We start from the raw sequence: 24,774 nt of genomic DNA, 5'->3' as shown, positions 1-24,774 counted from the left end.
CCATGCTCCGCCAAATTCTCTCCGCCTGCTGTCTCGGATTCGCCGTCGCGGCGCTCGCGGTCGGGCCCGTGCTATCCGCCGAGATCGACAACTCCGCGATCGGCAAGCCCGAGTTTCGCGAGCACAAGGCGACCTACGGCCTCGTCTACACCCTGCCGAAAGACGCCAACGACATCCTCGACGCCAAGATCCGCGGGCCGCTGAAGGCGCGCCTGCTAGACCTCGGGCTGAAGGCTGAAGCCGAGCTGCCGAACATTCCTCACATCACCGTCGTGCATATCCACAGCGCCGATGCCGCGACGCCGGCCGCCATGCTGAAGGCCCTGCCGAAGCCGCCTGCGCCGCTCCAGATCACGATGAAGAAATTCTACACGACCGAAGCGGCCAAGGGAGCCGGCCGGCCGTGGTGGCTTGATCTGGGCGTCGTCAAGGAAGGCAAGGCCTATGACGACATGATGGCCTACAGCGTCACGGCCACCGCGGCGCTTGCGCCGTTGCGCGACGGCCCGCTGCCGCGCGTCACGGGGCCGGTCTACGCCGCCATGGGCGACGCTGCGAAAGATCTCGTGAAGACCGTCGGCGTCAGCGGCGTCAACGTCATGAAGGACGGCAAGGCCACGGCCTCACACAACCCTCACAACACGCTGGTCTACAGCATGGAGCCGTTCTCGAAGTTCCAGGCGCCGATGGACGAGACGGCGGCCGAGTTCAACGCGATCCTTCCCGACGGCTTCCCCGTGACGCTGAAGACCGTGTCGATCGTGGAGCTGCAGTTCGCCGGCAATGTGGTCCGCGAGATCTACCGCGTCAGCCTCGAGGACGGGACGGTGACCGACGTCGCGACCGGCAAGACGCTCGCCTCGCTCTAAACTCGACGCAGGCGGCGGCGCGGCCCGGTCCAGGAGGCGTCGTCGCCGGGGCCGGGCGCAGCGCCGCCGGTCTCGAGCCCCGCCCGCATCGCCGCGGAGCGCCGGCTTGCGAAGAGTGTGTGGCCTCGATGGGCCGAGACAGATAAGGAGACCATAAGACAAGGTTCGGCGTTTGAGGTCTGAGTTCGTGGCGAAGTTGCATTCCGGGAGCGCCGGACGGCCTGGCGATTCCTTTTCCCGGACCGTCGTCGCCCCCGTCAGCCTGCTTGTCGCGGCGATGATCGTGGTGAGCATCGCGGCGGCGATCTGGGTCGCTCATCACCAGACGGCGGAGACGCGGTCGCGGGAGCGCAGCCTCGCCGCGACGGCGCTCGCCGAGCGGTTCGCGGCGCTCGAGAAGACGACCAACGACTACGCGTTCTGGGACGAGACCTTCGATCGCCTCGTGACGCGCGAGGACGCGGCGTGGTTTGACGCCAACGTCGCCCGCCCGGCCATCGACGAATACGACGTCGAACTGGTCGCCGTCGCCGATCGGGGCGGCGCCGCCGTGTTCGGAGCCCGCGACGGGGAGAGCGTCTCCGGGCCGCTCGGCGCCAGTCTCGTCGGCGGCTTCGACGCTCTCCTCGACCGCGTCGCGGCGGGCGCCGGGACGGACACCGCGTCCGGCCTCCTGCTCTGGGACGGCGAGCCCGCGATGGTCGCCGTGTCCCGCATCAGGCCGCAATCGACGGACGCCGATCACGCCGAACGCGCGCCGAGGTTTCTCGTGCTCGCGGCTCGCTTGGGCGCATCGCAGGTCGAGACGATCGCCAAGGCCTATCTTCTTCCGGACCTCGCGGTCGTTCCAGCGGCCGTCGACGACGCCTCGATCCAGCTCGCGACCGTGGACGGCCGCCGTCCGATCATCTTCGCCTGGCGCGGCTCCGACCCGGGCCGAGAACTGCTTCGCAGCCTGTTGCCGCTCATGATCGCCGCGCTGTTCGCCTTCGCCGGGATGACGGCTTATGTGCTCCGTCAGGGGAAGGCCGCCGCGATCCGCCTCAGCGAGAGCGAGCGGCGCGCTTTGCTCGATCCCCTCACCGGCCTGCCGAACCGGGTCGCGTTGTTCGCCGGGGTCGAGGAACTGGTCCGCGCAGCCGAGGCGCCGAGCTTCGCGCTCGCCTATCTCGACCTTGACGGCTTCAAGCAGGTGAACGACGAGCACGGCCATGATCTCGGCGACGAGGTGCTGCGGCAGGCCGCGCAGCGCATGGCCTCGGCGGTGCGTGACGTCGACCTTCTCGTGCGGCTCGGCGGCGACGAGTTCGCGATTCTGCTGCCCGGCCTCACCGACGCGGCGTCGCTCAGGGGGATTGCGGAGCGCGTCATCGCGAAGGTCAGCGAACCGATCGAGGCCAACGGCGTGACGGTCCGCGTCGGCGTGACGATCGGCGTCGCGATCTCCCCCTCGGACGCCCGGGATACGCTCGAACTCGTGAAGATCGCCGACACGGCGCTCTACCGCGCCAAGCGCAGCAGCAAGGGCACGGTGGCGTTCAGCCTCTCGGCCTGAGCGCCGCTACGAGCGGGGCCGGCGCCCTCTTGCCCCGTGGAGGCGCGGCGAGACGCTCGGGCGGGGCGCGAGACGAGCGGGCTTCGCATTCCGCGCCCAGCCCGGCTCTGTTCGACCTCAACGTCCGCCATAGAAAAAGGCCCCGGATCGCTCCGGGGCCTTCGTCATTCTTCAGCAACGCTGAGACGCGTGGATCAGAAGTCCATGCCGCCCATGCCGCCGCCCATGCCGCCGCCGGGCATGCCGCCGGCGCCGCTGTCCTTCTTCGGCAGGTCGGCGACCATCGCCTCGGTGGTGATCAGCAGGGCCGCGACCGAGGCCGCGTCCTGGAGGGCGGTGCGGACGACCTTGGTCGGGTCGACGATGCCGGCCTCGATCATGTCGACATACTCTTCCGTCTGGGCGTTGAAGCCCCAGGTCGGGGAGGCGTTCTCGAGCAGCTTGCCGACGACGATCGAGCCTTCGACGCCCGAGTTCGACGCGATCTGACGGATCGGAGCCTCAAGCGCCTTCAGCACGATGTTATAGCCGGCCTGGATGTCCGGGTTCTCGTGCTTGACGCCGTCGATGGCCTTCTTGGCGCGGAGCAGAGCGACGCCGCCGCCCGGCACGATGCCTTCCTCGACCGCGGCGCGCGTGGCGTTCAGCGCGTCGTCGATGCGGTCCTTCTTCTCCTTGACCTCGACCTCGGTCGCGCCGCCGACGCGGATGACCGCGACGCCGCCCGCGAGCTTGGCGAGACGCTCCTGCAGCTTCTCACGGTCGTAGTCCGAGGTGGTCTCCTCGATCTGCGCCTTGATCTGGCCGACGCGGGCCTGGATCGCGTCCTTGTCGCCGGCGCCGTCGACGATCGTGGTCTTCTCCTTCTCGAGCGTCACCTTCTTGGCGCGTCCGAGCATGTCGAGGGTCACGTTCTCGAGCTTGATGCCGAGGTCCTCGGAGATCACCTGGCCGTTGGTCAGGATCGCGATGTCCTCGAGCATCGCCTTGCGGCGGTCGCCGAAGCCGGGCGCCTTGACGGCCGCGACCTTCAGGCCGCCGCGCAGCTTGTTGACGACGAGCGTCGCGAGAGCCTCGCCCTCGATGTCCTCGGCGATGATGACGAGCGGCTTGCCGGACTGAACGACCGCCTCGAGCACCGGCAGGATCGCCTGCAGGCCCGAAAGCTTCTTCTCGTGGATGAGGATGTAGGGGTCCTCGAGATCCGCGATCATCTTCTCGGCGTTGGTGATGAAGTACGGGCTGAGGTAGCCGCGGTCGAACTGCATGCCTTCGACGACTTCGAGCTCGGTCTCGAGGCTCTTGGCCTCCTCGACCGTGATGACGCCCTCATTGCCGACCTTCTGCATGGCCGAGGCGATCATCTCGCCGAACTCTTTCTCGCCGTTCGCGGAGATCGTGCCGACCTGCGCGACTTCAGCCGAGGAGGCGATCTTCTTCGACGAGGCCTTGAGGTGCTCGATGACCTTGGCGACCGCGAGGTCGACGCCGCGCTTGAGGTCCATCGGGTTCATGCCGGCGGCGACGAACTTGGCGCCTTCCTTCACGATCGCCTGGGCGAGCACGGTGGCGGTGGTGGTGCCGTCGCCGGCGAGATCGTTGGTCTTCGAGGCCACTTCGCGCACCATCTGGGCGCCCATGTTCTCGAACTTGTCCTCGAGCTCGATCTCCTTGGCGACGGTGACGCCGTCCTTGGTGATGCGGGGCGCGCCGAAGGACTTCTCGATCACGACGTTACGACCCTTGGGGCCGAGCGTGACCTTGACGGCGTTGGCGAGGATGTCGACGCCGCGCAGCATCTTCTCGCGCGCGTCGGCGGAAAAACGTACGTCTTTCGCAGCCATGATTCAGGTGCTCCTTTTGAGCGAGATACGAAGAAACCGGCTCGCCGCGAACCTTTGGGTTCGGGCCTCGCCGGCGGAATGAAGAAGGATGATCAGGCGATCACGCCCATGATGTCCGACTCTTTCATGATCAGAAGCTCTTCGCTGTCGATCTTGACTTCGGTGCCGGACCACTTGCCGAACAGGATCTTGTCGCCAGCCTTGACGTCGAGGGGCACGACCTTGCCGGCCTCGTCGCGGGCGCCCGGGCCGACGGCGACGACTTCGCCTTCCTGCGGCTTTTCCTTGGCGGTGTCGGGAATGATGATGCCGCCCTTGCTCTTCTCTTCGGCGGTGAGGCGGCGGACGACCACGCGGTCGTGCAGCGGACGGAAGTTCATGGGGTTCAATCCTCTTGAAGCGGACGTCAGCTTCGCTCGTCAAAAATCACCGCGCCGCAACCGGCGCGCACGCTGTTAGCACTCCCAACCGGCGAGTGCTAACAGCGATGGCGAAATACGAACGGGACGTTCGTCTGTCAAGGGTTGGCGACGTCCCGCGCCGTGGCTGAATGCGGTCCAGGACCGCCGGTCTTGGGGCCGCGCGTCCGCTTCCGACGGGGCGACGGAGCCGCCGGGCGCGAGCCGAAGGGGAGCCATTCGCGGGCGCCCGCAGCCGTCGACGCCGCGAACCGACGGAGACGCTCCGCCATCCGTCCCGCCCGCTCCCTCAGGCGAGGGGGCCGGGGGGCGGTCGCGAGGGTGATGTCGCACAGTTCATTGAAGGTGGGATGAACGCGCGCCGCTGCGTGGATTTCTTGGACGACCCGCTGGATCGAACGCGGGCGGCTCTGGGCCAGGTCTGCGTCGCCACGCCGGGCGTAGGCGGCCTCAACGATCGAGCGGATCGCGATCCGCGGCTTGCCGCGCATGATGAAATAGAAGATCGAGCCGTGAAACGTGCCGGCGACCGGGACGCGACGCACGTTCGGACCGAGCATCCGCTCCGCCTCGCGCCGGTCCGCCCATTCACGGTCGGCGTAGGCGATCGTCGCGTAGGCGTTGGGCCGGAAGCCGAGCAGGCTGACGTCGCCGTGGCGCCGCAGGCTTTTCCAGAGCCGCCGCCCCGCCCGCATGCGGGCGAGCAGCCGGACGTAGCTCCGATAGGGAATGCCGGGATTACGCGGGTACAGGGTGACCTGCGGGCTGAAGGCCAAGGCGTGAAACGCGCGGTCGGGCCGAAGCTTCGCGCAGTTCTGGGTGAGCAGCAGCGCGCCGAACCCGCCTTTGCTCTGGCCCGTCGCCAGCATGCCGTCATAGCCGCCGCGGTCGTAGGCCTCGAGCACGGTCCGCGCCAGACGCTCGGCCGCGATCAGATAGTATCGCCCCCGCTTGTCCGTGACGAACAGCACGTCGTGTCGAAAGCGGTGCCGCAGCAGCGTGAAGCGGGTGTTGGGCGACAGCACGACGATCAGCTTGCTGCTGTCGCTCCCCCGCCGGAACGCGAAGTCGTAGCCGTCGAGCGCCAGGCCGGTCGCCTCCGCCCCGAACGCCGTCGGAAGCCGGCGCGGCCGCTTCAGCGGAGCGCGCCGCTTTGGCCGCCCCGTGGGGCGCTCAGCGGCGGCTGTCACGTCGAAGCCCCTCGCTTCTCGATTCCGCGGCAGGGCGGCCCGCGGCGCCATGCGCCAGTTCGCCGCTAAAGTCGGAGGCGTCAAGCCTGCTCAGTCTCTTGATTCGCAACGTGGTCCCAGCGATTGTCTCGGGCATGCCGACTCGTGACGAGATTCTCGACATCCACAACATGTGCGCCTGCTCGCACATCCGGATGGCCGCGCGCGCGGTGACGCGCTTTTACGACGAAGCGCTGCGTCCGTCAGGCATAAAGGGCACGCAATTCGTGCTGCTCGCCGCGATCGAGGCGGGAGAGGCGACGTCGATCACTGATCTGGCCGAGGTGATCGACATCGAACGCACCACGCTCGTGCGCAACCTTCAACTCCTGCGCAAGGAAGGGCTGGTCTCTCCGCTCAAGGGCATGAACGGCCGCCGCAAGCCCGCGCTCACCGAGAAGGGCCGTCAGGCGCTGGAGACAGCGCTGCCGTTGTGGCGTTCCGCGCAGGGCGAGGTCGAAGGCCGCCTGGGCTATGGCTCCTGGCAGGTCACGCGCCGCCGGCTGGGCGATCTCCGCAAGGCCGTGACCTAGCGCCGCTGGCCGCGGCTCCGATTGGCGTCCGTCTCTGAACCCCGGCCCATTGTCGGCATGGATCCTCACGGCGGGGCGTCTCCGTCACGCCTCGACGTCGCGCGTGAACTGGTGGAGCGTCCGTCCGGAGCCTTCCGGACCGGCTCGGAGGCCGGGCGCCCGCTTGAAGCCGTGACGCTCGCAAAACCGCTCGGTCTCCTCGGAGGCGGCGTCGACCCATACCGACAAGCGATCGCCGCCCGAAGCGGCGGCGAAGGCGTTGGCGCCGGCGAGCAGGGCCGCGGCGAAGCCCTGACCCCGCGTCTCCTCGTCGAGACAGAGCAGCGACAGCTCGAACTCTTTCGGACGGATGTGGGCGGCGAGCCCGAGCGAGCCCGCCAGCGCGCCGTCGCGCTCCACGACCCACAGCCTGCCGCCGCGCTCGGCGTAATGCGTCGCCGGCCGAGCGAAGGCGTCGGCGTCCGCGAGCGCGCCCTCGCGTCCGCCGGCGGAGACGTCCGCGACCAGCCGCTCGAGCGCGGCTCCGTCTTCGTCGGTCGCTTCGCGGATCACGAAATCGGGCATCTTGCGTCGGACTCCTGGCCTTGGTCGGCCCGGACGTTACTTGTCGCTGTGGCTGAAGGCGACAAGCTCAAGCCCTTCACATGCGATGCGTTTCGGCGACAGGTCGGCAAGAATCGTCGCCTTGACGCGGGACGGGCGCCGCGCGGCCATCCTGGCGCCCGACCTGTCGCGGAGTCGTTCATCGCTCGTGAAGTCTGAACGTGCAAAATGCGGCGCTGGCGACCGCCTCGAAGCTTCGCCGCCGAACGTCGAGGAGTGACAGTCTTGAACATGGTTCGCGCGTCTCTCGCCGCCGCCTTCGGAGCGGCCGCTTTCGCGCTTGCGTCCTTCGGCGGGTCGTCGCCCGCCGCGGCCGATCCCGTGGTGATCACCGCGCCGGATTATGTGCCGCGCGGCCGGGCCCGCAGCGTCGAGCGCTATTATGGCGACGAGGACGTGCGCGTCGTCCGCCGCGCCGCGCCCCGCTACGGCCGCCGCACCTATGTCGACGAATTCGTCGAGGACGATCCGATCTACGATCCGCGCCCGCGTCGCATTCCCCGCTACGCCCTGCGCACCGGCCGGCACAGCGACTATTATGAGCCGCTCGATCGCCCCGGCCCGCGCTACGGGCGCGACGTCCGCAGCTACCGCTACTACGAGGAGCAGTCCTACGAGCCCTTCGAGTCGCGCGATCCCGAGGTCGAGTACCAGCCGCGCCGGCTCGCCGGGCCGCCCTCGGCGGCGGGCGGCTCGGCCATGCGCCGGACGGTCGACCCCAAATTCGCCCGCACGACCGTGCCCTACAATGGACCCGAGCCGGCGAACTCGATCGTCATCGACACCCGCTCCCGCTATCTCTATTTGATCCAGCCCGGCGGCCAGGCCATCCGCTACGGCGTCGGCGTCGGCAAGCAAGGCTTCAGCTGGCGCGGCACTGAGACCATCTCCAGCAAGAAGGAATGGCCGGACTGGCGCCCGCCCGCCGAAATGCGCGCCCGCAGGCCTGAGCTTCCCGTCATGATGGCGGGCGGTCCCGACAATCCGCTCGGCGCGCGCGCGCTCTATCTCGGCAGCACGCTCTACCGGATCCACGGCTCGAACGAGCCCTGGACGATCGGCCACGCCGTATCCTCGGGCTGCATCCGTATGACCAATGAGGACGTCACCGATCTCTACGAGCGGGTCGGAGTCGGCACCACCGTCAAGGTGATCTGAACGTCCGCCGCCAGCGCCGGGAGGTCTGCTCGACGCTGATCCTCCCGGCGCGTCGGCTCGGTCGGCGCGACGATGGAGCGGAAAAAACTCTCCTGAAGGTCGCCTTATATCCTAATGAAATTTAAGGGATTTTATTTTTTGCGTTCACGCTTCCTCGACCGTGAAACCGGACGTCCCCTCGCGCGTTGGGGGCTTGGGTCGAGTGAAGTGGAGTTTCCGCTGTGTCCGAGTTTCGCGTACTCATTCTGGAAGACGACGCCGTCATCGCCCTTGATCTCGAGACCATCGTCCGCTGCTGGACGGACGCGACCGTCACGTCCTGCCGGTCGCTCAAGCAGGCGCGCCGCGCCCTCGCCGGCGCCTACGATCTCGCGTTTCTGGATGTGGACGTCGCCGACGGCAAATCCTACGAGCTCGCCGGCGATCTGAAGGCGCGCAGCCTGCCCTTCGCCTTCGTCACAGGGTCGGATCGGCGCGATGCGCCGGCGGAGTTCATGGACGCCGCCTTCATCTCGAAGCCCTACGACCAGCGGACGATCGAGAAACTGGTCGCAGCGGCCGGCGGCGGTCGACGGCACCCATGAGGGGGCCGGACGGGAGCGGCGCTAGCGCGCCGCTCCGAAGTGGCGTCGGAGCAGCTTCATGTTGCGGCGGTTCGCCTTGAAGGCGAAATCGAACACCGACCCCAGCACCGGGACCGAGCCGACGACGGTGTCGAGCGCCACATTGCCCACCATCCGCACGAGAATGTGCTTCGGCGCGCCGAGGTCGTAGGCCCGTTTCACCATGTAGGCCGAGATGAGCCCGGTCGCGACGTCGCCGACCCCGGGGACGAGACCTGCGACGGCGTCGACGCCGAAGCGCCAGCCGGTGCCGGGAATTCGCCAGCGGGTGTCGAGCATGTCGGCCAGCCGATCGAGCTGCTCGAGCGACGCGGCTTGGTCGGCGCGGGGCGTGCGGCCGGCGAAGCCGGTGGCGGCGCGCGCGGTCATTTCTTGACGATCACCCAGATCGCGTGGATCACGCCCGGGATATAGCCCAGCAGCGTCAGCAGGATGTTCAGCCAGAAATGCAGGCCGATGCCGACCTGCAGAAACACGCCGAGCGGCGGCAGCAGGATGGCGATCAGGATGCGGACGACGTCCATTCGTGTGCGCCTCGTGGTGCGTGAAATCAGGCGGACCGTGTGCGGTCCAGCAACCGGGACAACGCCTTAGGGGCGTTTTGGTTCAGGATCGGGATGTGGGGTCGCGCAAGTCGCGAAAGAAGGTCCTGAGCAGATCGCCGGCCTCGCGCTCGGCAAATCCCGGATACACCTCCGGCGCGTGGTGGCATGTCGGTTGGTCGTACAACCGGACTCCGGACGTGACCGCGCCGCCCTTTTCGTCCTCTGCGCCGAAATAGAGCCGCCGGATGCGGGCGAAGGAGATCGCGCCAGCGCACATCGGGCAGGGCTCCAGCGTGACCCACAGGTCGCAGCCGACCAGCCGCTCGGACCTGAGCGCCGCCGCCGCCTGGCGGATCGCCAGAATCTCGGCGTGCGCGGTGGGATCGTTAAGCTCGCGCGTGCGGTTGCCCGCGGCGGCGACCACCGCCCCGTCGCGGGTGACGACGGCCCCGATCGGCGCCTCGCCGCGGGCGGCCGCGGAGCGCGCTTCGGCGAGCGCGATCCGCATCGGCTCGCCTTTCCGCGCCTCGGATGTCGGCTTGCCGCTCGTCAACGCCTCGTCCGCATGCTATCGCCGCCCGATCATGACAGACCCCATCGACCCCGAAGTCGCCTCGCCGGACAAGGCTGAGACGCGCCCCGGCGAGCGTCTCGCCAAAGCCATCGCCCGCGCTGGCCTCGGCTCGCGCCGCGAAGCCGAAGGCTGGATCGGCGAGGGTCGCGTCGTCGTCAATGGCGAGCGCGTCACGACCGCAGCCTTCAACGTCATGCCCTCCGACCGCGTCGAGGTCGACGGCCGCCCGCTGCCGGCGCGCGAACGGACGCGTCTGTGGCTCTACCACAAGCCGCGCGGCTACGTGACGACCACGCATGACCCCGAGGGCCGCGAGACCGTGTTCTCCGTGCTTCCGGCGGCGCTGCCGCGGGTGGTCAGCATCGGACGGCTCGACATCAACACCGAAGGCCTCCTGCTGCTCACCAATGACGGCGGGCTGGCGCGCGTGCTCGAACTCCCGGAGACCGGCTGGCTCCGGCGCTACCGGGTGCGCGCCTTCGGCAAGGTGACGCAGGAGGCGCTCGACGCGCTGAAGGACGGCGTCACCATCGACGGCTTCGCCTATGGCGCGATCGAGGCGGCGGTCGAGCGCCAGCAAAGCGACAATGTCTGGCTCACCCTCGGCTTGCGCGAAGGCAAGAACCGCGAGGTCAAGCGCGTCGCCGAGCATCTCGGACTTGCGGTCAACCGCCTGATCCGCGTGTCCTTCGGTCCCTTCCAGCTCGGGGGCCTGGCCGAAGGCGAGGCGGAGGAGGTCCGCACCCGCACGCTCGCCGAACAGCTCGGGCCCCGCCTCGCGGAGGAGGCGGGCTGCGACTTCGAGACGCCCGCGGGCCCCGAGACGGAGGGCGCGCCGCGCATGACGGGCGGCCGCGGCGCCGGCCGCGTCGACAGCGCTCCGCGCGAGCGCTCCCGCGTCTCCGATCCGTCCCAGCGGCTGGGACGTCGGGCGCCGATCGCCCGGCCGCGCGACATGGCGGCGCCCGTCTCCGCGGCGCCGCAGGATGCGGACGCGTCCCGCACCCGCCGCGGCGAGCCGATCGCCGACCGTCGCGGCCGGAAGATCAAGGTCGAGCGCGTCGCCCGCCCCGCGAGCGAGGAGGCGCCGAAGCGCGTCCACCGCCGCGAGGACGGCGCAGCCGAGCGTTTTGGCGCCGCGAGCCGCGGGCGGAAGCCCGCCGCGCCCCGCGACGCCCGTCCGGCGCGCGAGGGCGACGAGCGGCCGAAGCGGCCGCGCAGCGCGGCGGGGGCCAGCTTCGGCGGCGCCGATCGTCCCAGGCGCGACGGCGACCGTCCCCGCCCCGAAGGCGGAAGCGGCTTTGATCGCCCTCGGACGCCGCGCCCGGCCGGAGAGCGGCCCTACGACAAGCCGCGCGGCCCGCGCCGCGACGGCGACGCTGCGAAATTTGACCGGCCCAGGGCTCCGCGTAGGGACGGCGACGCCGCGGCGACCGACCGGCCCCGCGCCCCCCGCCCCGAAGGCGGCCGCCCTCCGCGTTTCGAGGGATCGCGGCCGCCGCGTTCCGACGGTCCCCGCGGTCCGCGCCCCGAAGGCGGCCGGCCGCCGCGCTTTGAGGGATCGCGACCGCCGCGCTCCGATGGCCCGCGCACGCCGCGCCCCGAAGGCGGCCGGCCGCCCCGACGCGACTACCGACCGGTCCGGGCCGAAGGCGCTCCTGCGGAACGCGGCCCCGCCCGCGTGTCGCAGCCCCGATGGCCGGACGCCGGCCCGACCTCTCCGCGCCCTGAGCGTGGCGGCGACCGGCCCTATCGCAGCGGACCTCGCAGCGACGGCGATCGCGCGCCGCGATCCGATCGTCCCGCGGGCGAGGGCGGCGGCGGCCGTCCGCAGGGACGCCCCGGCGGCGGCGCAGGTCGCGACAGGCCGGGCGGCGGCGGCAAGCCGAGCTTCGGCGGAAGACCCGGCCCAGGCGGCAAGCCGGGCGCAGGCGGCAAGCCGGGCGGGCGCTCGTTCGGCGGCGGCAAGCCCGGCGGGCCGGCCAAACCCTTCGGGGGAAGGCCCGGCGGCCGGCCGGGCGGATCCGGAAAGCCGGCGGGCGGCGGGCGGCCGACGGGCGGCGGCGGCAAGGGGCGGCCGGGCGGTGCGGATCGTCGGCGGTAGGTTCAAGGGTCGGGCGCTGACCGGCCCGTCGGCGGGATCGCGCGCGATCCGTCCGACGTCCGATCGGCTGCGCGAAGCCGTCTTCAACGTGCTCGCCCACGCCTATGACGACGCGGCGGACGGGGCCCGGACGCTCGACCTCTTCGCCGGCACCGGGGCGCTTGGGCTCGAAGCGATGTCGCGCGGAAGCCGGTTCGCGCTGTTCGTCGACGACGGGGCGGAGGCGCGCGCCGCGCTGCGCGCCAATGTCGAGGCCCTCGGCCTCGGCGGCCAGACCAAGATCTTCCGGCGCGACGCGACCCGGCTCGGACCTGTCGGCGCGCTCGGCGCGTTCGATCTCGCCTTCTGCGATCCGCCCTACGGCAAGGGCCTCGGCGAACGGGCGCTCGCCTCGGCGCGCGACGGCGGCTGGCTGGCGCCGGGGGCGCTCGTGGTCTGGGAGGAATCGGCCGAGATCGAGGCGATCCCGCCGGACGGCTTCGACCCGCTCGAGAAGCGCGTCTATGGCGACGCCCAGGTGACGCTGCTCCGGGCCGCCTGACGCTCCGGCGGACGGGCCGAGCGCGAGCGACCGGCCAGCGGCTTCAGTCGTCCTCGTCAAAGACGACGCGATTGCGGCCTGCGCTCTTGGCGGCGTAGAGCGCCCGGTCGGCGCGCTCGACCATCGTTTCGGAACTCGCCGCGCCGTCTTCGCGAACCGCGCCGCCGACGCTGATGGTGACCGCGAGCGTATGCGAGGCCGCCGTCACCGGCTGGCCGACGATCGCCTTCCTGAGCCGCTCGGCCACGCGGCGCGCCTCGGACGGGCCGGCGCGGGGCAACAAGGCGGCGAACTCCTCGCCGCCCAATCGCGCGATCATGTCCTCTCGTCTGAGCGCCGCGGAGGCGCGCTCGGCGACGACCTTCAGGACCAGATCTCCGACGACGTGGCCGAAGCCGTCATTGATCGCCTTGAAGTGATCGATGTCGAGCATCAGCACGGCGACCGGCTGCCGTTCGATCCGCGCGGACAGGATCTCTTCATCCGCGCGCTCGAAGAACCGTCGGCGGTTGGGCAGGCCGGTGAGCCCGTCGGTGCGCGCCGTGGCGCGCAGCTCCCCCTCCAGGCGCCGCTGCTCGGTGACGTCCCACAGCACCAGCGAGAAACGGTCGAACAGGAAGCGGTAGAAGAACTGGATCGTCCGCGACTCGCCGTCCTTGCACCGCACGGTCCATTCCGCCACATGGGCGCGGCTCGGATCGGCCTCCGCCTCGGCGACGACCTCGCGCCACTCGGCCCGCGCCTGGGCTCGCGCCCCGGCGTCGGGGAAGGCCAGCCGCCACCACGCGTCGTGGTTCGCCACAGGGGCGTCGGCGTAGTCGAACAGCTCGTCCGATTTTCGATTGTAGAACAGCGCGTTGAAGTCGAGGTCGAAGATTTCGACGCCGACGGGCAGCGTCTGCAGCACGGCGTGGGTCTTCGCGAGCGCCTCGATCGCCGAGGCGTCCGCGCTTTCCTCGCGGAGCGCCAGGACGAAGGCCGAGCGGACGGGCGGCCGGCGCGTGACCTCGAAGGAGAGGCAGCGCTCGCCGGCCGCGGTCTCGCAGCGGAGCACGATGACGGCGCCCGCGCCGTTCGACGGCAGTTCCTCGGCGAAGCGCGCCAGCGCTTCCGCCGCGCTCCGGCCGATCGCCCGGTCGAGCGGGATTTCGGCGCCCGCCGCGAAGGAACGGCCAAGCAGCCGGCAGGCGGCGGGATTGAGGGTCGCCGCCGCCGCCGAAAGATCGAGCAGCCCGACGGGGTGGCCGATGAGATCGATGAGCGAGGCGCCTGCGTCCTGCGGTCCGGCGTTCGGCATGTGCTCCCCGTATCCAGGCCCACGCAGGCGAATTCGCCGGCCCCGAAGTCATCGCCAGACTCAAGTTGTGAGCGATCGCTCGTCTCGGATCAACGAAGATGCGGGCGCCGTCCCCAGCGCTCACCGCCGCCCGAACAGCCGCTCCAGGTCGGCGGTGGTCAGCGACACGAAGGTCGGACGGCCGTGATTGCAGGTCGAGGCCGCGGGTTCAGCCTCGATCGCGCGGAGCAGGGCGTTCATTTCGTCAGGCTTCAGGCGGCGCCCGGCCCGCACCGAGCCATGACAGGCGACGGTCGCGAGGATCAGGTCGAGTTTGCGGGCGAAAGGCGCAGCCTCGGCGTCGCCCTCGGCCAGCGTCTCCGCGAGGTCGCGGACGAGCCGGCCGCCGTCGCAGGGGCCGAGCGGGGCAGGGGTGGCGCGCACCAGCACGGCTCCCGGCCCGAAGGCCTCCACCGCAAGCCCCAGCGTTTCGAGCAGTTCGCGCTGCGCGAGCACGCGCTCGGCCTCCGCCGGCTCGAGCTCGACGACGTCCGGCACGAGCAGCTCCTGCCGCGGCACCCCGGAGGCCGCGCGAAGCCGCTTCAGCTCCTCATAGGTCAGCCTCTCATGGGCCGCGTGGGCGTCGACGAGCACGATCCCGTCGCGCGTCTCAGCGAGAACGTAGGTCGCGTGCAGATGCGCCTTCGCGGCGCCGAGCGGACGGTCAAGGGCGGCGTCGACCGCGTCCGCGGACGCGACAGGCGCGGCCGGCGGCAGGTCGATCAACCCGTCGTCGAAGGCGGCCTGCGCGCTCTCCGCGAAGCCGCGCACGGCGGGCGTCACGCCGCCGCCCCGGCGCGCTCCGCCGCTGAAGGCGGGCGCTAGCGGCCGGTGGGCCGGGCCGTGCGGGTAGGGCGCGCGTGCGACGAACCGGGCGATCTCGGCGGAGCCCGCCGCGTAGGGCGTCGCGCCCTGATCGCCCAGCGCGGCGCGCACCGTCGAGACGATCAGCGCCCGGATCAGCCCGGGGTCCCGGAAGCGCACTTCGGCCTTGGCGGGGTGGACGTTGACGTCGACCTCGCCCGCGCCGACGCGGATGTCCAGCGCCGCCACCGGGTGCCGGTCCCGCGGCATCACGTCCTGATAGGCGGCCTTGAGCGCGCCGGCCAGCAGCCGGTCCTTCACCGGGCGGCCGTTGACGCTGAGATGGATGGCGGAAGCCGTCGCCCGGTGCAGATGGCTCTGGCCGACATGGCCGGCGAGCCGGGCGCCGCCGCGCTCGCCCGTCACGGGTATCACCGCCGCGGAGACCTCGGCGCCCAGAACCTGCGCCATGCGCTCGGTCCGACCGGCGTCGTCGTCCGTGACCGCAGGGAAGCGCAGGGTCCGGTCCTCCACGACCAGCGTCCAGTCGACCCGGGGGGTCGCCAGCGCGAGACGCCGCACGACCTCGGCCGCGGCCTGCGCCTCGGCGCGGTCGGACTTCAGGAACTTGGCGCGCGCGGGCGTCGCGAAGAACAGGTCGCGCACCTCGATGCGCGTGCCCTTCGGCAACGCGGCCGGCTCGGGGGCGGACTTTGTCCCGCCTTCGACGTTCATGCGCCAGCCATGCGCGGCGCCGTCGGGCCGGGTCGCGACCGACAGTCTCGCCACCGCGCCGATCGACGGCAGCGCCTCTCCCCGGAAGCCCATGGTGGCGACGCCGGCGAGGTCGGCGTCCGAGGTGATCTTCGAGGTCGCGAAACGCTCCACAGCCAGGATGAGGTCGTCGCGGCCCATGCCGCAGCCGTCGTCGACCACCCGGATCAGCCGGGCGCCGCCACCGTCGAGAACGATCTCGATGCGGCGCGCGCCCGCGTCGAGCGCGTTCTCGGCGAGCTCCTTCACGACGGACGCGGGACGCTCGACGACTTCGCCGGCGGCGATCCGGTTCGCGACGACGTCGTCGAGCAGGCGGACAGGCATGCGGCGGCGGCCCTGCAGGAATCGGTGAAGGGCCGCATCCTATCATGCGGCGGCCGATCGGGCCGGACGGCCGCCGCGATCCGTCCGCCGCTCAGCGCTACGCCTTCGGCGAGTAGATGTTGCACCAGCCCTCGGGGCTGATCTTGCCTTCGACGCCCTGGCAGGCGTCCGGCGCCTGGAACATCGCGCAGCCCGCGCATTTGTCGGCCCCGGGAGCCTTGTCGACATATTGCACGTCCGCCTGCTTCTGCTTCTGCTGGGCCGAGGCGCGCGTCGCCCTCAGGCAGAGGGCGCCGGCGCCGATCAGCGCAGCGCCTCCGAGCACGGTCCGCCGAGAGATGGTCCTGTCGGCCGACAGCGCGTCCGGGCCGGTCGTTGCGTCCGGTCCCATCGTCGCCCGCGTTTCGGGGCTGGGGATTTTCGTCATGTGAGCCTCCCTTTTTTTCGTCGGCGATGACGCCGACGTGATCGGAACTGGGCCAGCTCTCACAGATTCAAACTCTTCTAATTCTAAATAATAAGGGCCTCCCTGCCACGAAGAGCAGGCGCGTCCGACGGCCCTTTGTCCTTGAACCGGACGACCTCGTGGTGTTGCCTGAACGCTCGCCTTCAGGCCCCGCCCGACGGCGCAAGAATCGGCGCGGCGCCTTGGGACGTCGCCGGCGAGGGAGGTGACGATGTCGGACGCGACGCGGGCCGGACGGCAATGCGTGGTGGTGATGGGCCCCTCGGGGGTCGGCAAGACCACCGTCGCGCAATCGCTGGCGAAGCGCCTCGGCTTCGCCTTCGCCGAGGCGGACGAGTTCCACCCGAAGGCCAATATCGAAAAGATGTCGGCCGGGATTCCCCTCGACGACGATGACCGCGCGCCCTGGCTCGCGCTGATCCGCGACTGGCTGACGGCGCAGGCGCGCGACGGTCGCGACACGGTCGTCACCTGCTCGGCGCTGAAGCGGCGCTACCGCGACGTGCTGCGGGGGGCGGAGACGCGGGTGCGCTTTCTCGAACTGATCTCCGATCCGGAGGTGATCGAAGGACGCCTCAAGCAGCGCAAGGGGCACTACATGCCGGCCTCGCTGCTCGCCTCCCAGTTCGCGGCGCTCGAGAGCCTCGGAACGGACGAGGACGGCGCGCTCGTCGACGTGGCCGCCGACGTGGAGACGGTGATCGAGCGCTCGCTCGCGGCGCTCGGCTTCGTCGCGGCGCCGCGCTCCGCCGCCGCCGGCTGACCCAATCCGTCCCGCGCGCCGGGACGAGACTCCCCCAAGAACGCGGATCGCAAGCGCGCCGAGGAGACCGTCATGAACCCTGCCGTCGCCGCTCCCGCGCTCGGGGCCGGACCGCTTCTGCTGATCGCCGCCGCCGCGATCGCGGCGCTGCTCGTGCTCATCATGCGCTTCAAGATGCACGCCTTCGTCGCGCTCATCCTGGTCAGCCTGCTCACCGCCTTCGCCGCCGGGATCGCGCCCGAAAAGGTGGTGAAGACGCTGGTCGACGGCTTCGGCACGACGCTCGGCACGGTCGCGCTGCTGGTCGGCCTCGGCGCCATGCTCGGCCGGCTGGTCGAGACGTCCGGCGGCGCGCAGGCGCTCGCCGACGACCTGATCCGGCTGTTCGGCGAGAAGCGCGCGCCGCTCGCGCTCGGCGTGGCTTCGCTGATCTTCGGCTTTCCGATCTTCTTCGACGCCGGCCTCGTCGTGATGCTGCCGATCATCTTCTCGGTCGCGAAGCGCCTCGGCGGCGGGCTGCTCCGCTACGGAATTCCGGCCGCCGGCGCGTTTTCGGTGATGCACGTCTTCGTGCCGCCGCATCCCGGACCGGTGGCTGCAACCGAACTCCTGAAGTCCGACATCGGGCTCGTCACGATGCTCGGCCTCGTGGTCGCGATCCCGACCTGGTACGTCGCGAGCTACCTGTTCGGCCTCTGGATCGGCAAGCGGATCGACGTCAAGGTGCCCGACATCCTGTCGGGCGGTCCGCAGGCCGCGCCTGACCCGAACCCGCCGAAATCCTCCACCGTCATCCTGCTGCTGCTGCTGCCGCTCGCCATCATCTTCGTGAACACGGGGCTCGATTTTCTCGGGGCCGCAGGCGTCGCCGACCGCAAGGCGCAGTGGTTCATGGTCGCTCGCGGAGTTAGCCAGACGCCGGTGGCGCTCCTCGCCGCGGTGCTGGTCGGCTCCTACGTCCTTGGGACGGGGCGCGGCCGCAGCCGCGTGGAGGTCGAGAAGCTGCTCGACGGCGCGCTCGGTCCGATCTGCGCGATCACCCTGATCACCGGCGCCGGCGGCATGTTCGGCGGCGTGCTGCGCGAGAGCGGGATCGGCGCCGCGCTGTCGCAGACGCTGAACGAACTCGGACTGCACATCTTCGTCGCGGCCTATGTGATCGCCGCGGCGCTCCGGATCGCGCAGGGCTCGGCCACCGTCGCGCTGATCACGGCGGCCGGCCTGGTGCAACCGGCCGTGGCCGCCGCCGGCTATGAGGGAACCGACCGCGCCGCGATCGTGCTCGCCCTCGCCGCGGGCTCGGTGATCGCGAGCCACGTCAACGATTCGGGCTTCTGGCTGGTCGGCCGGTTCTTCGACATGGACCTCAAGACCACGCTGAAGACCTGGACGGTGCTCGAGACCCTGATCAGCCTGATGGGCTTCGCCATGGCCGGGCTAATCTTCGTGCTGTTGTGACGGCGCCAGGGGAGCGCGCCAGACCGGGACGGTTGATTTCGATCAACCGCCCACTTCGCGGAAGGCGCGATAGTCGCAGGCGAACATAGGAGTCGCCACGTGACGAACATGATGAAAGCGGCCGTCGCCCGTGAATTCGGCAAGCCGCTCACGATCGAGAACGTTCCGGTCCCGGAGCCGGGACCGCAGCAGATCCTGGTCAAGATCGCGGCGACGGGCGTCTGCCACACCGATCTTCACGCCATTCACGGGGATTGGCCGGTCAAGCCGACGCTGCCCTTCATTCCTGGCCACGAGGGCGTCGGCACGGTCGTCGGCGTCGGCCGCGAGGTGAAGCGGGTGAAGGAGGGCGACCGGGTCGGCGTGCCGTGGCTGCACACCGCCTGCGGCTACTGTCCGCACTGCCGGACGGGCTGGGAGACGCTGTGCGGCGCCCAGCAGAACACCGGCTACTCCGTCAATGGCAGCTTCGCCGAATACGCGCTGGCCGATCCCAATTATGTCGGCCGCCTGCCGGACAACCTCGACTGGGGGCCGGCAGCCCCGATCCTGTGCGCGGGCGTCACCGTCTACAAGGGGCTCAAGGAGACCGAGGTCAAGCCGGGCGAATGGGTGGCGGTCTCGGGCGTCGGCGGGCTCGGCCACATGGCGGTCCAGTACGCTAAGGCGATGGGCATGCATGTCGCGGCGATCGACGTCCATCCCGAAAAGCTCGCTCTGGCCGCCGAGCTCGGCGCCGAGATCGTGCTGGACGCCAGCGAGGGCGATCCGGCCGCGGAGCTGCAGAAGCGCATCGGCGGCGTCCATGGCGTGCTCGTCACAGCGGTGTCGCCCACGGCCTTCGAGCAGGCCTTCGGCGCGCTTCGCCCCCACGGGACCATGGCGCTGGTCGGCTTGCCGCCCGGCAAATTCGCCCTGCCGATTTTCGACACCGTGCTGAAGCGCATCACCGTGCGCGGCTCGATCGTCGGCACGCGGCAGGATCTCGAGGAGGCGCTCGAATTCGCCGGCGACGGCGCCGTCGCGGCGCATTTCTCCTGGGACAAGCTCGAGAACATCAACGCCATCTTCGCCCGGATGGAAGAGGGCGGGATCGACGGCCGGATCGTGCTGCGGCTCGACTAGCGGCGTTCGGCGCGCACAGGCCGTCGAGCGGTCGACGACCGCCCCGCCCAAGGACGGCGCGACGGGCGGGAACGCATGCGGCTCAGGCCGCCACGAAGCTCGGAGGCCGATCGGCCTCCGCTTCGGCCCGCGACGCGCCGAGACCGATCGGACGCGTCGACGACAACCAAAGGCGCACACCATGAGCTACGCGACCACCAACCCCTACACCGGGGAAGTTTTGAAGACGTTTCCGGACGCCACCGACGCCGAAGTCGAGCAGGCGATCGGAAACGCGCATGAGGCGTTCCTGACCTGGAGGACGACGTCGTTCGGCGAACGCGCGCGCGTGATGCAGAACGCCGCCGACCTGCTGCGCAAGGACGCCGCCGCTTACGCCAATCTGCTCACGCTCGAGATGGGCAAGCTGGCGTCCGAAGCGACGGCGGAGGTGGAGCTTTCGGCGGCGATCTTCGAATACTACGTCCACAACGCCGAGCGGCTGCTCGCCCCGGAAAAGCTGCCGGTGGCCGATCCGGCCGAAGGCGAGGCGACGCTCGTGCACGACCCGCTCGGGGTCCTGCTCGCCATCGAGCCGTGGAACTTCCCTTACTACCAGATCGCGAGAATCATCGCCCCGCAGCTCTCGGCCGGCAACACGATGCTGCTGAAACACGCCTCCAACGTGCCGCAGAGCGCCGCCGCCTTCGAGACGCTCATGAAAACCGCCGGCCTTCCGGACGGCGCGTTTCAGAACCTTTACGCCACGCGCTCGCAGATCGAGATGATCCTCAACGATCCGCGCGTGCACGGCGTCGCCCTGACAGGCTCCGAAGGCGCCGGCGCCGTCATCGCCTCGCAGGCGGGCAAGGCGCTGAAGAAGTCGACTATGGAGTTGGGCGGAGCCGACGCGTTCGTGGTGCTGGCCGACGCCGACATGGAGAAGACGGCGAAATGGGCGGTCTTCGGCCGGCACTGGAATGGCGGCCAGGTCTGCGTCTCCTCGAAGCGGATGATCGTCGTCGACGAGGTCTATGATCAGTTCGTGGAGCGCTACTCGGCCGGCGTCGCCGCCCTTCGCGCGGGCGACCCCTTCGACGCCGAGACCACCCTCGCGCCGCTGTCGTCCCAGGGCGCGGCCGACGAAATCAAGGACAAGATCCGAGAAGCCGTCGCCCTCGGCGCCACGGCGACGCAGGTCGGACCGAGCGTTCCCAATCGGGGCGCCTTCGTGCAGCCCACGATCCTCACCGATCTCGCCGAGGACAATCCGGCTCGCTACTGGGAGTTCTTCGGTCCGGTCTCGATGCTGTTCCGGGCCAAGGACGAGGACGACGCGGTGCGCATCGCCAATGATTCCCCCTTCGGCCTTGGCGGCTCGGTGTTCACGTCGGATCCCAAGCACGGGGCGGAGGTCGCGGCGCGGATCTCGACCGGCATGGTGTTCGTGAACCACCCGACCATGGTCAAGGCCGATCTGCCGTTCGGCGGCGTGCGACGCTCGGGATACGGCCGCGAACTGCTTGGCCTCGGGATCAAGGAGTTCGTGAACCACAAGCTGATCAACGTCGTCGACATCGACGCGCCGTTCTGACCGGCGCCTCCGATCGCGCCTCCGCCCGGACGTCGCCGCGGCGGGGCGCGGGCGGAGCTATCGGTCCTAGAAGCCGATCGCCGCTCCGTCCTTGCGGGGGTCGGAGCCGCCCTTGAGCAGGCCCTTCTCGGCGTCGATCCAGATCGCCTGCGCCCCGCCGATCGGCGTCTCGGCGATCGCCACCTTGTGGCCGTAGGACCTCAGGCTCTCGATCGTTCCTGCGTCCACCGTCGGCTCGACGCTGAGGACGCCGTCGAAGGCGAAGGAGCGCGGCGCGTCGATCGCGGCCTGGAGGTCGAGCCCACGGTCGAGCACCCCCGACAGGAAGGCGGCGTGGCCCGCGGCCTGATAGTGCCCGCCCATGACGCCGAACGGCATGACGTTGCGGCCGCCCTTGCGCAGCATGGCGGGGATGATCGTGTGCATCGGCCGCTTCTTCGGGCCGATCGCGTTCGGGTGGCCCTCGATCAGGCGGAACGACGCGCCGCGGTTGTGGAGCAGAACGCCGGTTTCGGGATCGTAGCGGGTCGATCCGAAGGACGAGAAGATCGAATTGATGAAGGACACCGCGTTCCCGTCGCGGTCGACGACGCAGAGATAGACCGTGTCCTTGTGCTCGGGCTCGTGCCACAGCGAAGGCGCCATCGCGGTCTCGCGGCGGAGACGCCTGCGCAGGATCGCGGTGGTCTCGTCGGAGAGCAGCGTCTCGACCGGGTGGGGCAAATGGTCGAAATCGCCGACCAGCGCGTCGCGGTGATGGTAGGCGAGCTTGGTCGCCTCGGCGTGCAGATGGATGCGCTCGGCGAGCGGCAGGTCGTCGAGCAGTTCGAAGCCGCCGAGGATGTTCAGGATCATCAGGGCGGCCACGCCCTGGCCGTTCGGCGGGCACTGATAGACGTCGTAGCCGCGGAACTCGCCCTTGATCGGCGTGGCGTAGAAGGCGGCCGTCTCGGCCTCCGCGAAGTCGTCGAGCGTGTGCAGGCCGCCGAGCGCCTTGAGCCGCCTGACCAGCGACTCCGCGACTTCGCCCCGGTAGAACGCGGCGGCGCCGTCGCGGGCGATCTCGCGGAAGCGCTCCGCGAGCTTCGGCTGCGCGTGCCGGTCGCCCTCGCGAAGCGCATGGCCGCCGGCGAGAAAGGCTGAACGCGCGCCCTCGTCCTGGGCGAGCAGCGGCGCGGCCAGCGCCCAGTCGGCGGCGACGCGCTGGGTGACGGGGTAGCCGTTCTCGGCGTAGGCGATCGCGTCCCGGAACAGCCGGTCGAGCGGGACCGAGCCGTAGTCGCCATGCAGTTTGGTCCAGCCGGAGATCGCGCCGGGGATGGTGATCGCGTGCGGGCTGGTCTGCGGAATGTCGCCCGTCAGCCCGAACTCCCCGAGCTTCGCGACCGTGGCCGCGGCCGGCGCCCGGCCGCTGCCGTTGAGCGCGACGACGTCGCCGTTGGCCGGCGCGTAAAGCACGAAGCAGTCGCCGCCGATGCCGGTCATCTGCGGCTCGACCACGCATTGCACGGCGACGGCTGCGAGCGCGGCGTCGACGGCGTTGCCGCCCTCGCGCAGCACGCTGAGGCCGGCGGCGGTCGCGAGCGTGTGCGACGTCGCGATCATCGCCTCGCAGCCATAGGCGACGCTGCGGCCGGGGCGGAACAGGTCTCTCATGACATGGCCTTCTTATCTGCGGAGTGGAGCGTAAGCGCTCCACAGGCGTCTTGCGTGCGTCGAGACGCGGCCCTGACGGACCATTCCTCAGCATGAGGGAGGGCGGCGGTTTGGGCCAGAGAGCTGCCGCGAGACATACCGTTGCCGGACCCTCCGAAGGTCCTCATGCTGAGGAGCCCGCCCTTCGGCGGGCGTCTCGACGCACGTGGCGCGCTCATTCCAGCCTCAGAACTCCCGCAGCTTCGCGAGATGGGCGACGAGACCCTTGGTCGAGCCGTCGAGGCCATCGGCGCCGGTTTCGCCCTTCACCACGGGGATCAGCCGAGACGCGAGCTCCTTGCCGAGCTCGACGCCCCACTGGTCGAAGGAGTTGATCCCCCAGATGGTTCCCTGCACGAACACCTTGTGCTCGTAGAGCGCGATCAGCCGTCCGAGCGTGCGCGGGTCGAGCGTGCGGTAGGCGATCGCGCAGGTCGGCCGGTCGCCCGGAAACGTCTTGTGCGGGCTGAGGGCTGCGACCGTCGCCTCGTCCTTGCCGGCGGCCCTCAACTGCTCCGCCGCCTCCTCGGTCGTGCGGCCCCTCATGAAGGCCTCGCCCTGCGCGAGCGCGTTCGCGAGCAGCATGGCGTGCTGGTCCCCGACATGCTCGTGGGGCACGGCCGCCATCAGGATGTCGGCGGGGACGACGTCGGTCCCCTGATGCAGCAGCTGGTAGAAGGCGTGCTGGCCGTTGGTGCCGGGCTCGCCCCAGACGATCGGGCCGGTCTTGCCCGCGACCGGCTTGCCGTCGAGCGTGACCGACTTGCCGTTCGACTCCATGTCGAGCTGCTGGAGATAGGCGGGAAAGCGCGCGAGCCGCTGGTCGTAGGGCAGCACCGCGTGGGTCGAGTAGCCCCAGACGTTGCGGTGCCAGATCCCGATCAGGCCCATCAGGGCCGGGATGTTCCGGTCGAGCGGCGCCTCGCGGAAGTGCCGGTCGATCTCTGCCGCGCCGTCGAGGAACGCCTGGAAGTTCCTGGCGCCGATCAGGATGGTCAGCGACAGCCCGATCACCGACCAGATCGAATAGCGGCCGCCCACCCAGTCCCAGAAGCGGAACATCCGCTCCTCGCTCACGCCGAAGGCTTCGACCGCCTCGACATTGGTGGAGATCGCCGCGAAGTGCGACCCGACGGCGGCTTCGCCGAGCCCCCCGACGAGCCATGCGCGCGCGGCGCGCGCGTTCGACATGGTCTCGAGCGTGGTGAAGGTCTTGGAGGCGACCAGGAACAGGGTGCGCGTCGGCTCGAGCTGGGCCAGCACGTCGGTGATGTGGGCGCCGTCGACATTGGACACGAAATGCCCGCGCAGGCCCTTCTGCGCGTAAGGGCTGAGGGCGAGGGCGGCCATCGCCGGGCCGAGGTCGGAGCCGCCGATGCCGATGTTGACGACGTCGGTGAAGCGCTCACCGGTCGCCCCCATCAGCGCGCCGGCGCGGACTGCCTCGGCGAAGTCGGCGGCCTTCTTCCGCTCCGCGAGCACGTCGGGCATGACGTCTTGCCCGTCGACCAGGATGCGCGCGTCCTCGGGGGCGCGGAGCGCCGTGTGCAGGACGGCGCGGTTTTCGGTCGTGTTGATCGCCTCGCCCGCGAACATCGCGTCGCGCCGGGCCTCGACGCCGCAGGTCTTTGCGAGCTCGACCAAGAGGTCGATCGTCTCGCCGGTGACGCGCGTCTTGGAATAGTCGAACAGCAGGTCGTCGAGCGTGACGGAGAAGCGCCCGAACCGGCCGGGGTCGTCCGCGAACTGGGCGCGCAGCGAGGTCTTCGCAACGTCGTCGCGGTGCTTGGCAAGGCGTTTCAGCAGCATGTCGCGGACAGCGCTCATGACGGTCTCCGAGGAGATGGCCCCCGGTC

General features: G+C 70.2%; 23 protein-coding genes. 11 read left to right on the top strand and 12 right to left on the bottom strand.

Annotated features, from left to right (window positions below):
• Nucleotides 1-2: 2 nt before the first annotated feature.
• Nucleotides 3-869 (top strand): hypothetical protein, encoded by an 867-nt coding sequence (locus tag ACO2RJ_RS07940; RefSeq protein WP_423267452.1) that lies wholly within the window; start codon nt 3-5, stop codon nt 867-869.
• A 187-nt stretch (nt 870-1,056) separates the two neighbouring features.
• A complete protein-coding gene (locus ACO2RJ_RS07935) occupies nt 1,057-2,424 on the top strand; it encodes a diguanylate cyclase domain-containing protein (RefSeq protein WP_423267450.1) in 1,368 nt (455 codons plus the stop codon).
• A 194-nt stretch (nt 2,425-2,618) separates the two neighbouring features.
• Here the strand turns inward: ACO2RJ_RS07935 and groL are convergent, their stop codons facing one another.
• The 3 genes from groL to ACO2RJ_RS07920 form a co-directional block, all read right to left on the bottom strand.
• Nucleotides 2,619-4,268: a chaperonin GroEL gene (gene groL, locus ACO2RJ_RS07930; protein ID WP_423267449.1), complete on the bottom strand. Its 1,650-nt coding sequence runs from the start codon at nt 4,266-4,268 to the stop codon at nt 2,619-2,621.
• 92 nt (nt 4,269-4,360) lie between these two features.
• The gene (groES, locus tag ACO2RJ_RS07925) at nt 4,361-4,648 is read right to left on the bottom strand and encodes a co-chaperone GroES (RefSeq protein WP_423267448.1); all 288 of its coding nucleotides are present in this window, start codon (nt 4,646-4,648) and stop codon (nt 4,361-4,363) included.
• Nucleotides 4,649-4,785: 137 nt separating this feature from the next.
• Nucleotides 4,786-5,877: a hypothetical protein gene (locus tag ACO2RJ_RS07920; RefSeq protein WP_423267447.1), complete on the bottom strand. Its 1,092-nt coding sequence runs from the start codon at nt 5,875-5,877 to the stop codon at nt 4,786-4,788.
• A gap of 134 nt (nt 5,878-6,011) precedes the next feature.
• On the opposite strand from ACO2RJ_RS07920, the gene ACO2RJ_RS07915 reads away from it, so the two are divergent.
• Complete coding sequence (locus tag ACO2RJ_RS07915; RefSeq protein ID WP_423267446.1) at nt 6,012-6,449, top strand: MarR family winged helix-turn-helix transcriptional regulator; 438 nt, start codon at nt 6,012-6,014, stop codon at nt 6,447-6,449.
• Between the two features lie 84 nt (nt 6,450-6,533).
• Here the strand turns inward: ACO2RJ_RS07915 and ACO2RJ_RS07910 are convergent, their stop codons facing one another.
• Nucleotides 6,534-7,013, bottom strand: a complete 480-nt coding sequence (locus tag ACO2RJ_RS07910) for a GNAT family N-acetyltransferase (protein WP_423267445.1) — start codon at nt 7,011-7,013, stop codon at nt 6,534-6,536.
• 270 nt (nt 7,014-7,283) lie between these two features.
• Between ACO2RJ_RS07910 and ACO2RJ_RS07905 the strand changes: the two genes are divergently transcribed.
• Together ACO2RJ_RS07905 and ACO2RJ_RS07900 are read left to right on the top strand one after the other, a co-directional pair.
• On the top strand, nt 7,284-8,210 hold the full coding sequence (locus ACO2RJ_RS07905; RefSeq protein WP_423268934.1) for a L,D-transpeptidase: 927 nt from the start codon (nt 7,284-7,286) through the stop codon (nt 8,208-8,210).
• Nucleotides 8,211-8,431: 221 nt separating this feature from the next.
• Nucleotides 8,432-8,794 carry a response regulator gene (locus tag ACO2RJ_RS07900; RefSeq protein ID WP_423267444.1) on the top strand — a complete coding sequence of 121 codons (363 nt, stop codon included), beginning with the start codon at nt 8,432-8,434 and terminating at the stop codon, nt 8,792-8,794.
• A gap of 21 nt (nt 8,795-8,815) precedes the next feature.
• Here ACO2RJ_RS07900 and ACO2RJ_RS07895 read toward each other — a convergent pair whose 3' ends face one another.
• The 3 genes from ACO2RJ_RS07895 to ACO2RJ_RS07885 form a co-directional block, all read right to left on the bottom strand.
• Nucleotides 8,816-9,202 carry a DUF4112 domain-containing protein gene (locus ACO2RJ_RS07895; RefSeq protein WP_423267443.1) on the bottom strand — a complete coding sequence of 129 codons (387 nt, stop codon included), beginning with the start codon at nt 9,200-9,202 and terminating at the stop codon, nt 8,816-8,818.
• Nucleotides 9,199-9,357, bottom strand: a complete 159-nt coding sequence (locus ACO2RJ_RS07890; protein ID WP_423267442.1) for a YqaE/Pmp3 family membrane protein — start codon at nt 9,355-9,357, stop codon at nt 9,199-9,201. The genes ACO2RJ_RS07895 and ACO2RJ_RS07890 overlap by 4 nt, the downstream gene beginning before the upstream one ends.
• A gap of 82 nt (nt 9,358-9,439) precedes the next feature.
• Nucleotides 9,440-9,886, bottom strand: a complete 447-nt coding sequence (locus ACO2RJ_RS07885) for a nucleoside deaminase (RefSeq protein WP_423267441.1) — start codon at nt 9,884-9,886, stop codon at nt 9,440-9,442.
• A gap of 76 nt (nt 9,887-9,962) precedes the next feature.
• Here ACO2RJ_RS07885 and ACO2RJ_RS07880 point away from each other — a divergent pair, with 76 nt between their 5' ends.
• Nucleotides 9,963-12,056, top strand: coding sequence for a pseudouridine synthase (locus tag ACO2RJ_RS07880; protein WP_423267440.1), 2,094 nt, complete (start codon nt 9,963-9,965; stop codon nt 12,054-12,056).
• Nucleotides 12,037-12,597 carry a 16S rRNA (guanine(966)-N(2))-methyltransferase RsmD gene (gene rsmD / locus ACO2RJ_RS07875; RefSeq protein WP_423267439.1) on the top strand — a complete coding sequence of 187 codons (561 nt, stop codon included), beginning with the start codon at nt 12,037-12,039 and terminating at the stop codon, nt 12,595-12,597. Before ACO2RJ_RS07880 ends, rsmD begins: the two co-directional genes overlap by 20 nt.
• Before the next feature lie 43 nt (nt 12,598-12,640).
• On the opposite strand, the gene ACO2RJ_RS07870 is transcribed toward rsmD, so the two are convergent.
• From ACO2RJ_RS07870 to ACO2RJ_RS07860, 3 genes are all read right to left on the bottom strand, one after another.
• The gene (locus ACO2RJ_RS07870; RefSeq protein ID WP_423267438.1) at nt 12,641-13,894 is read right to left on the bottom strand and encodes a GGDEF domain-containing protein; all 1,254 of its coding nucleotides are present in this window, start codon (nt 13,892-13,894) and stop codon (nt 12,641-12,643) included.
• Between the two features lie 120 nt (nt 13,895-14,014).
• Complete coding sequence (gene mutL / locus ACO2RJ_RS07865) at nt 14,015-15,838, bottom strand: DNA mismatch repair endonuclease MutL (protein WP_423267437.1); 1,824 nt, start codon at nt 15,836-15,838, stop codon at nt 14,015-14,017.
• 97 nt (nt 15,839-15,935) lie between these two features.
• Entirely contained in the window at nt 15,936-16,265 is a 330-nt protein-coding gene (locus ACO2RJ_RS07860; protein ID WP_423267436.1) for a high potential iron sulfur protein, read from the bottom strand.
• A 250-nt stretch (nt 16,266-16,515) separates the two neighbouring features.
• On the opposite strand from ACO2RJ_RS07860, the gene ACO2RJ_RS07855 reads away from it, so the two are divergent.
• From ACO2RJ_RS07855 to ACO2RJ_RS07840, 4 genes are all read left to right on the top strand, one after another.
• Nucleotides 16,516-17,067, top strand: coding sequence for a gluconokinase (locus tag ACO2RJ_RS07855; RefSeq protein ID WP_423267435.1), 552 nt, complete (start codon nt 16,516-16,518; stop codon nt 17,065-17,067).
• 72 nt (nt 17,068-17,139) lie between these two features.
• Nucleotides 17,140-18,525, top strand: a complete 1,386-nt coding sequence (locus ACO2RJ_RS07850; RefSeq protein ID WP_423267433.1) for a GntP family permease — start codon at nt 17,140-17,142, stop codon at nt 18,523-18,525.
• A 108-nt stretch (nt 18,526-18,633) separates the two neighbouring features.
• Nucleotides 18,634-19,650, top strand: a complete 1,017-nt coding sequence (gene adhP, locus ACO2RJ_RS07845) for an alcohol dehydrogenase AdhP (RefSeq protein ID WP_423268933.1) — start codon at nt 18,634-18,636, stop codon at nt 19,648-19,650.
• 181 nt (nt 19,651-19,831) lie between these two features.
• A complete protein-coding gene (locus ACO2RJ_RS07840; RefSeq protein ID WP_423267431.1) occupies nt 19,832-21,223 on the top strand; it encodes an NAD-dependent succinate-semialdehyde dehydrogenase in 1,392 nt (463 codons plus the stop codon).
• Between the two features lie 66 nt (nt 21,224-21,289).
• On the opposite strand, the gene ggt is transcribed toward ACO2RJ_RS07840, so the two are convergent.
• The gene (ggt, locus tag ACO2RJ_RS07835; protein WP_423267430.1) at nt 21,290-22,879 is read right to left on the bottom strand and encodes a gamma-glutamyltransferase; all 1,590 of its coding nucleotides are present in this window, start codon (nt 22,877-22,879) and stop codon (nt 21,290-21,292) included.
• 225 nt (nt 22,880-23,104) lie between these two features.
• Nucleotides 23,105-24,745, bottom strand: a complete 1,641-nt coding sequence (gene pgi / locus ACO2RJ_RS07830; RefSeq protein WP_423267429.1) for a glucose-6-phosphate isomerase — start codon at nt 24,743-24,745, stop codon at nt 23,105-23,107.
• Nucleotides 24,746-24,774: the final 29 nt, after the last annotated feature.

Origin of the sequence: Hansschlegelia sp. KR7-227, from assembly GCF_049446035.1 — a bacterium.
Taxonomy (GTDB): domain Bacteria; phylum Pseudomonadota; class Alphaproteobacteria; order Rhizobiales; family Methylopilaceae; genus Methylopila.
Note: the sequence above shows the minus strand (reverse complement) of the source record. Positions and strands in the feature narration are given on the sequence as shown.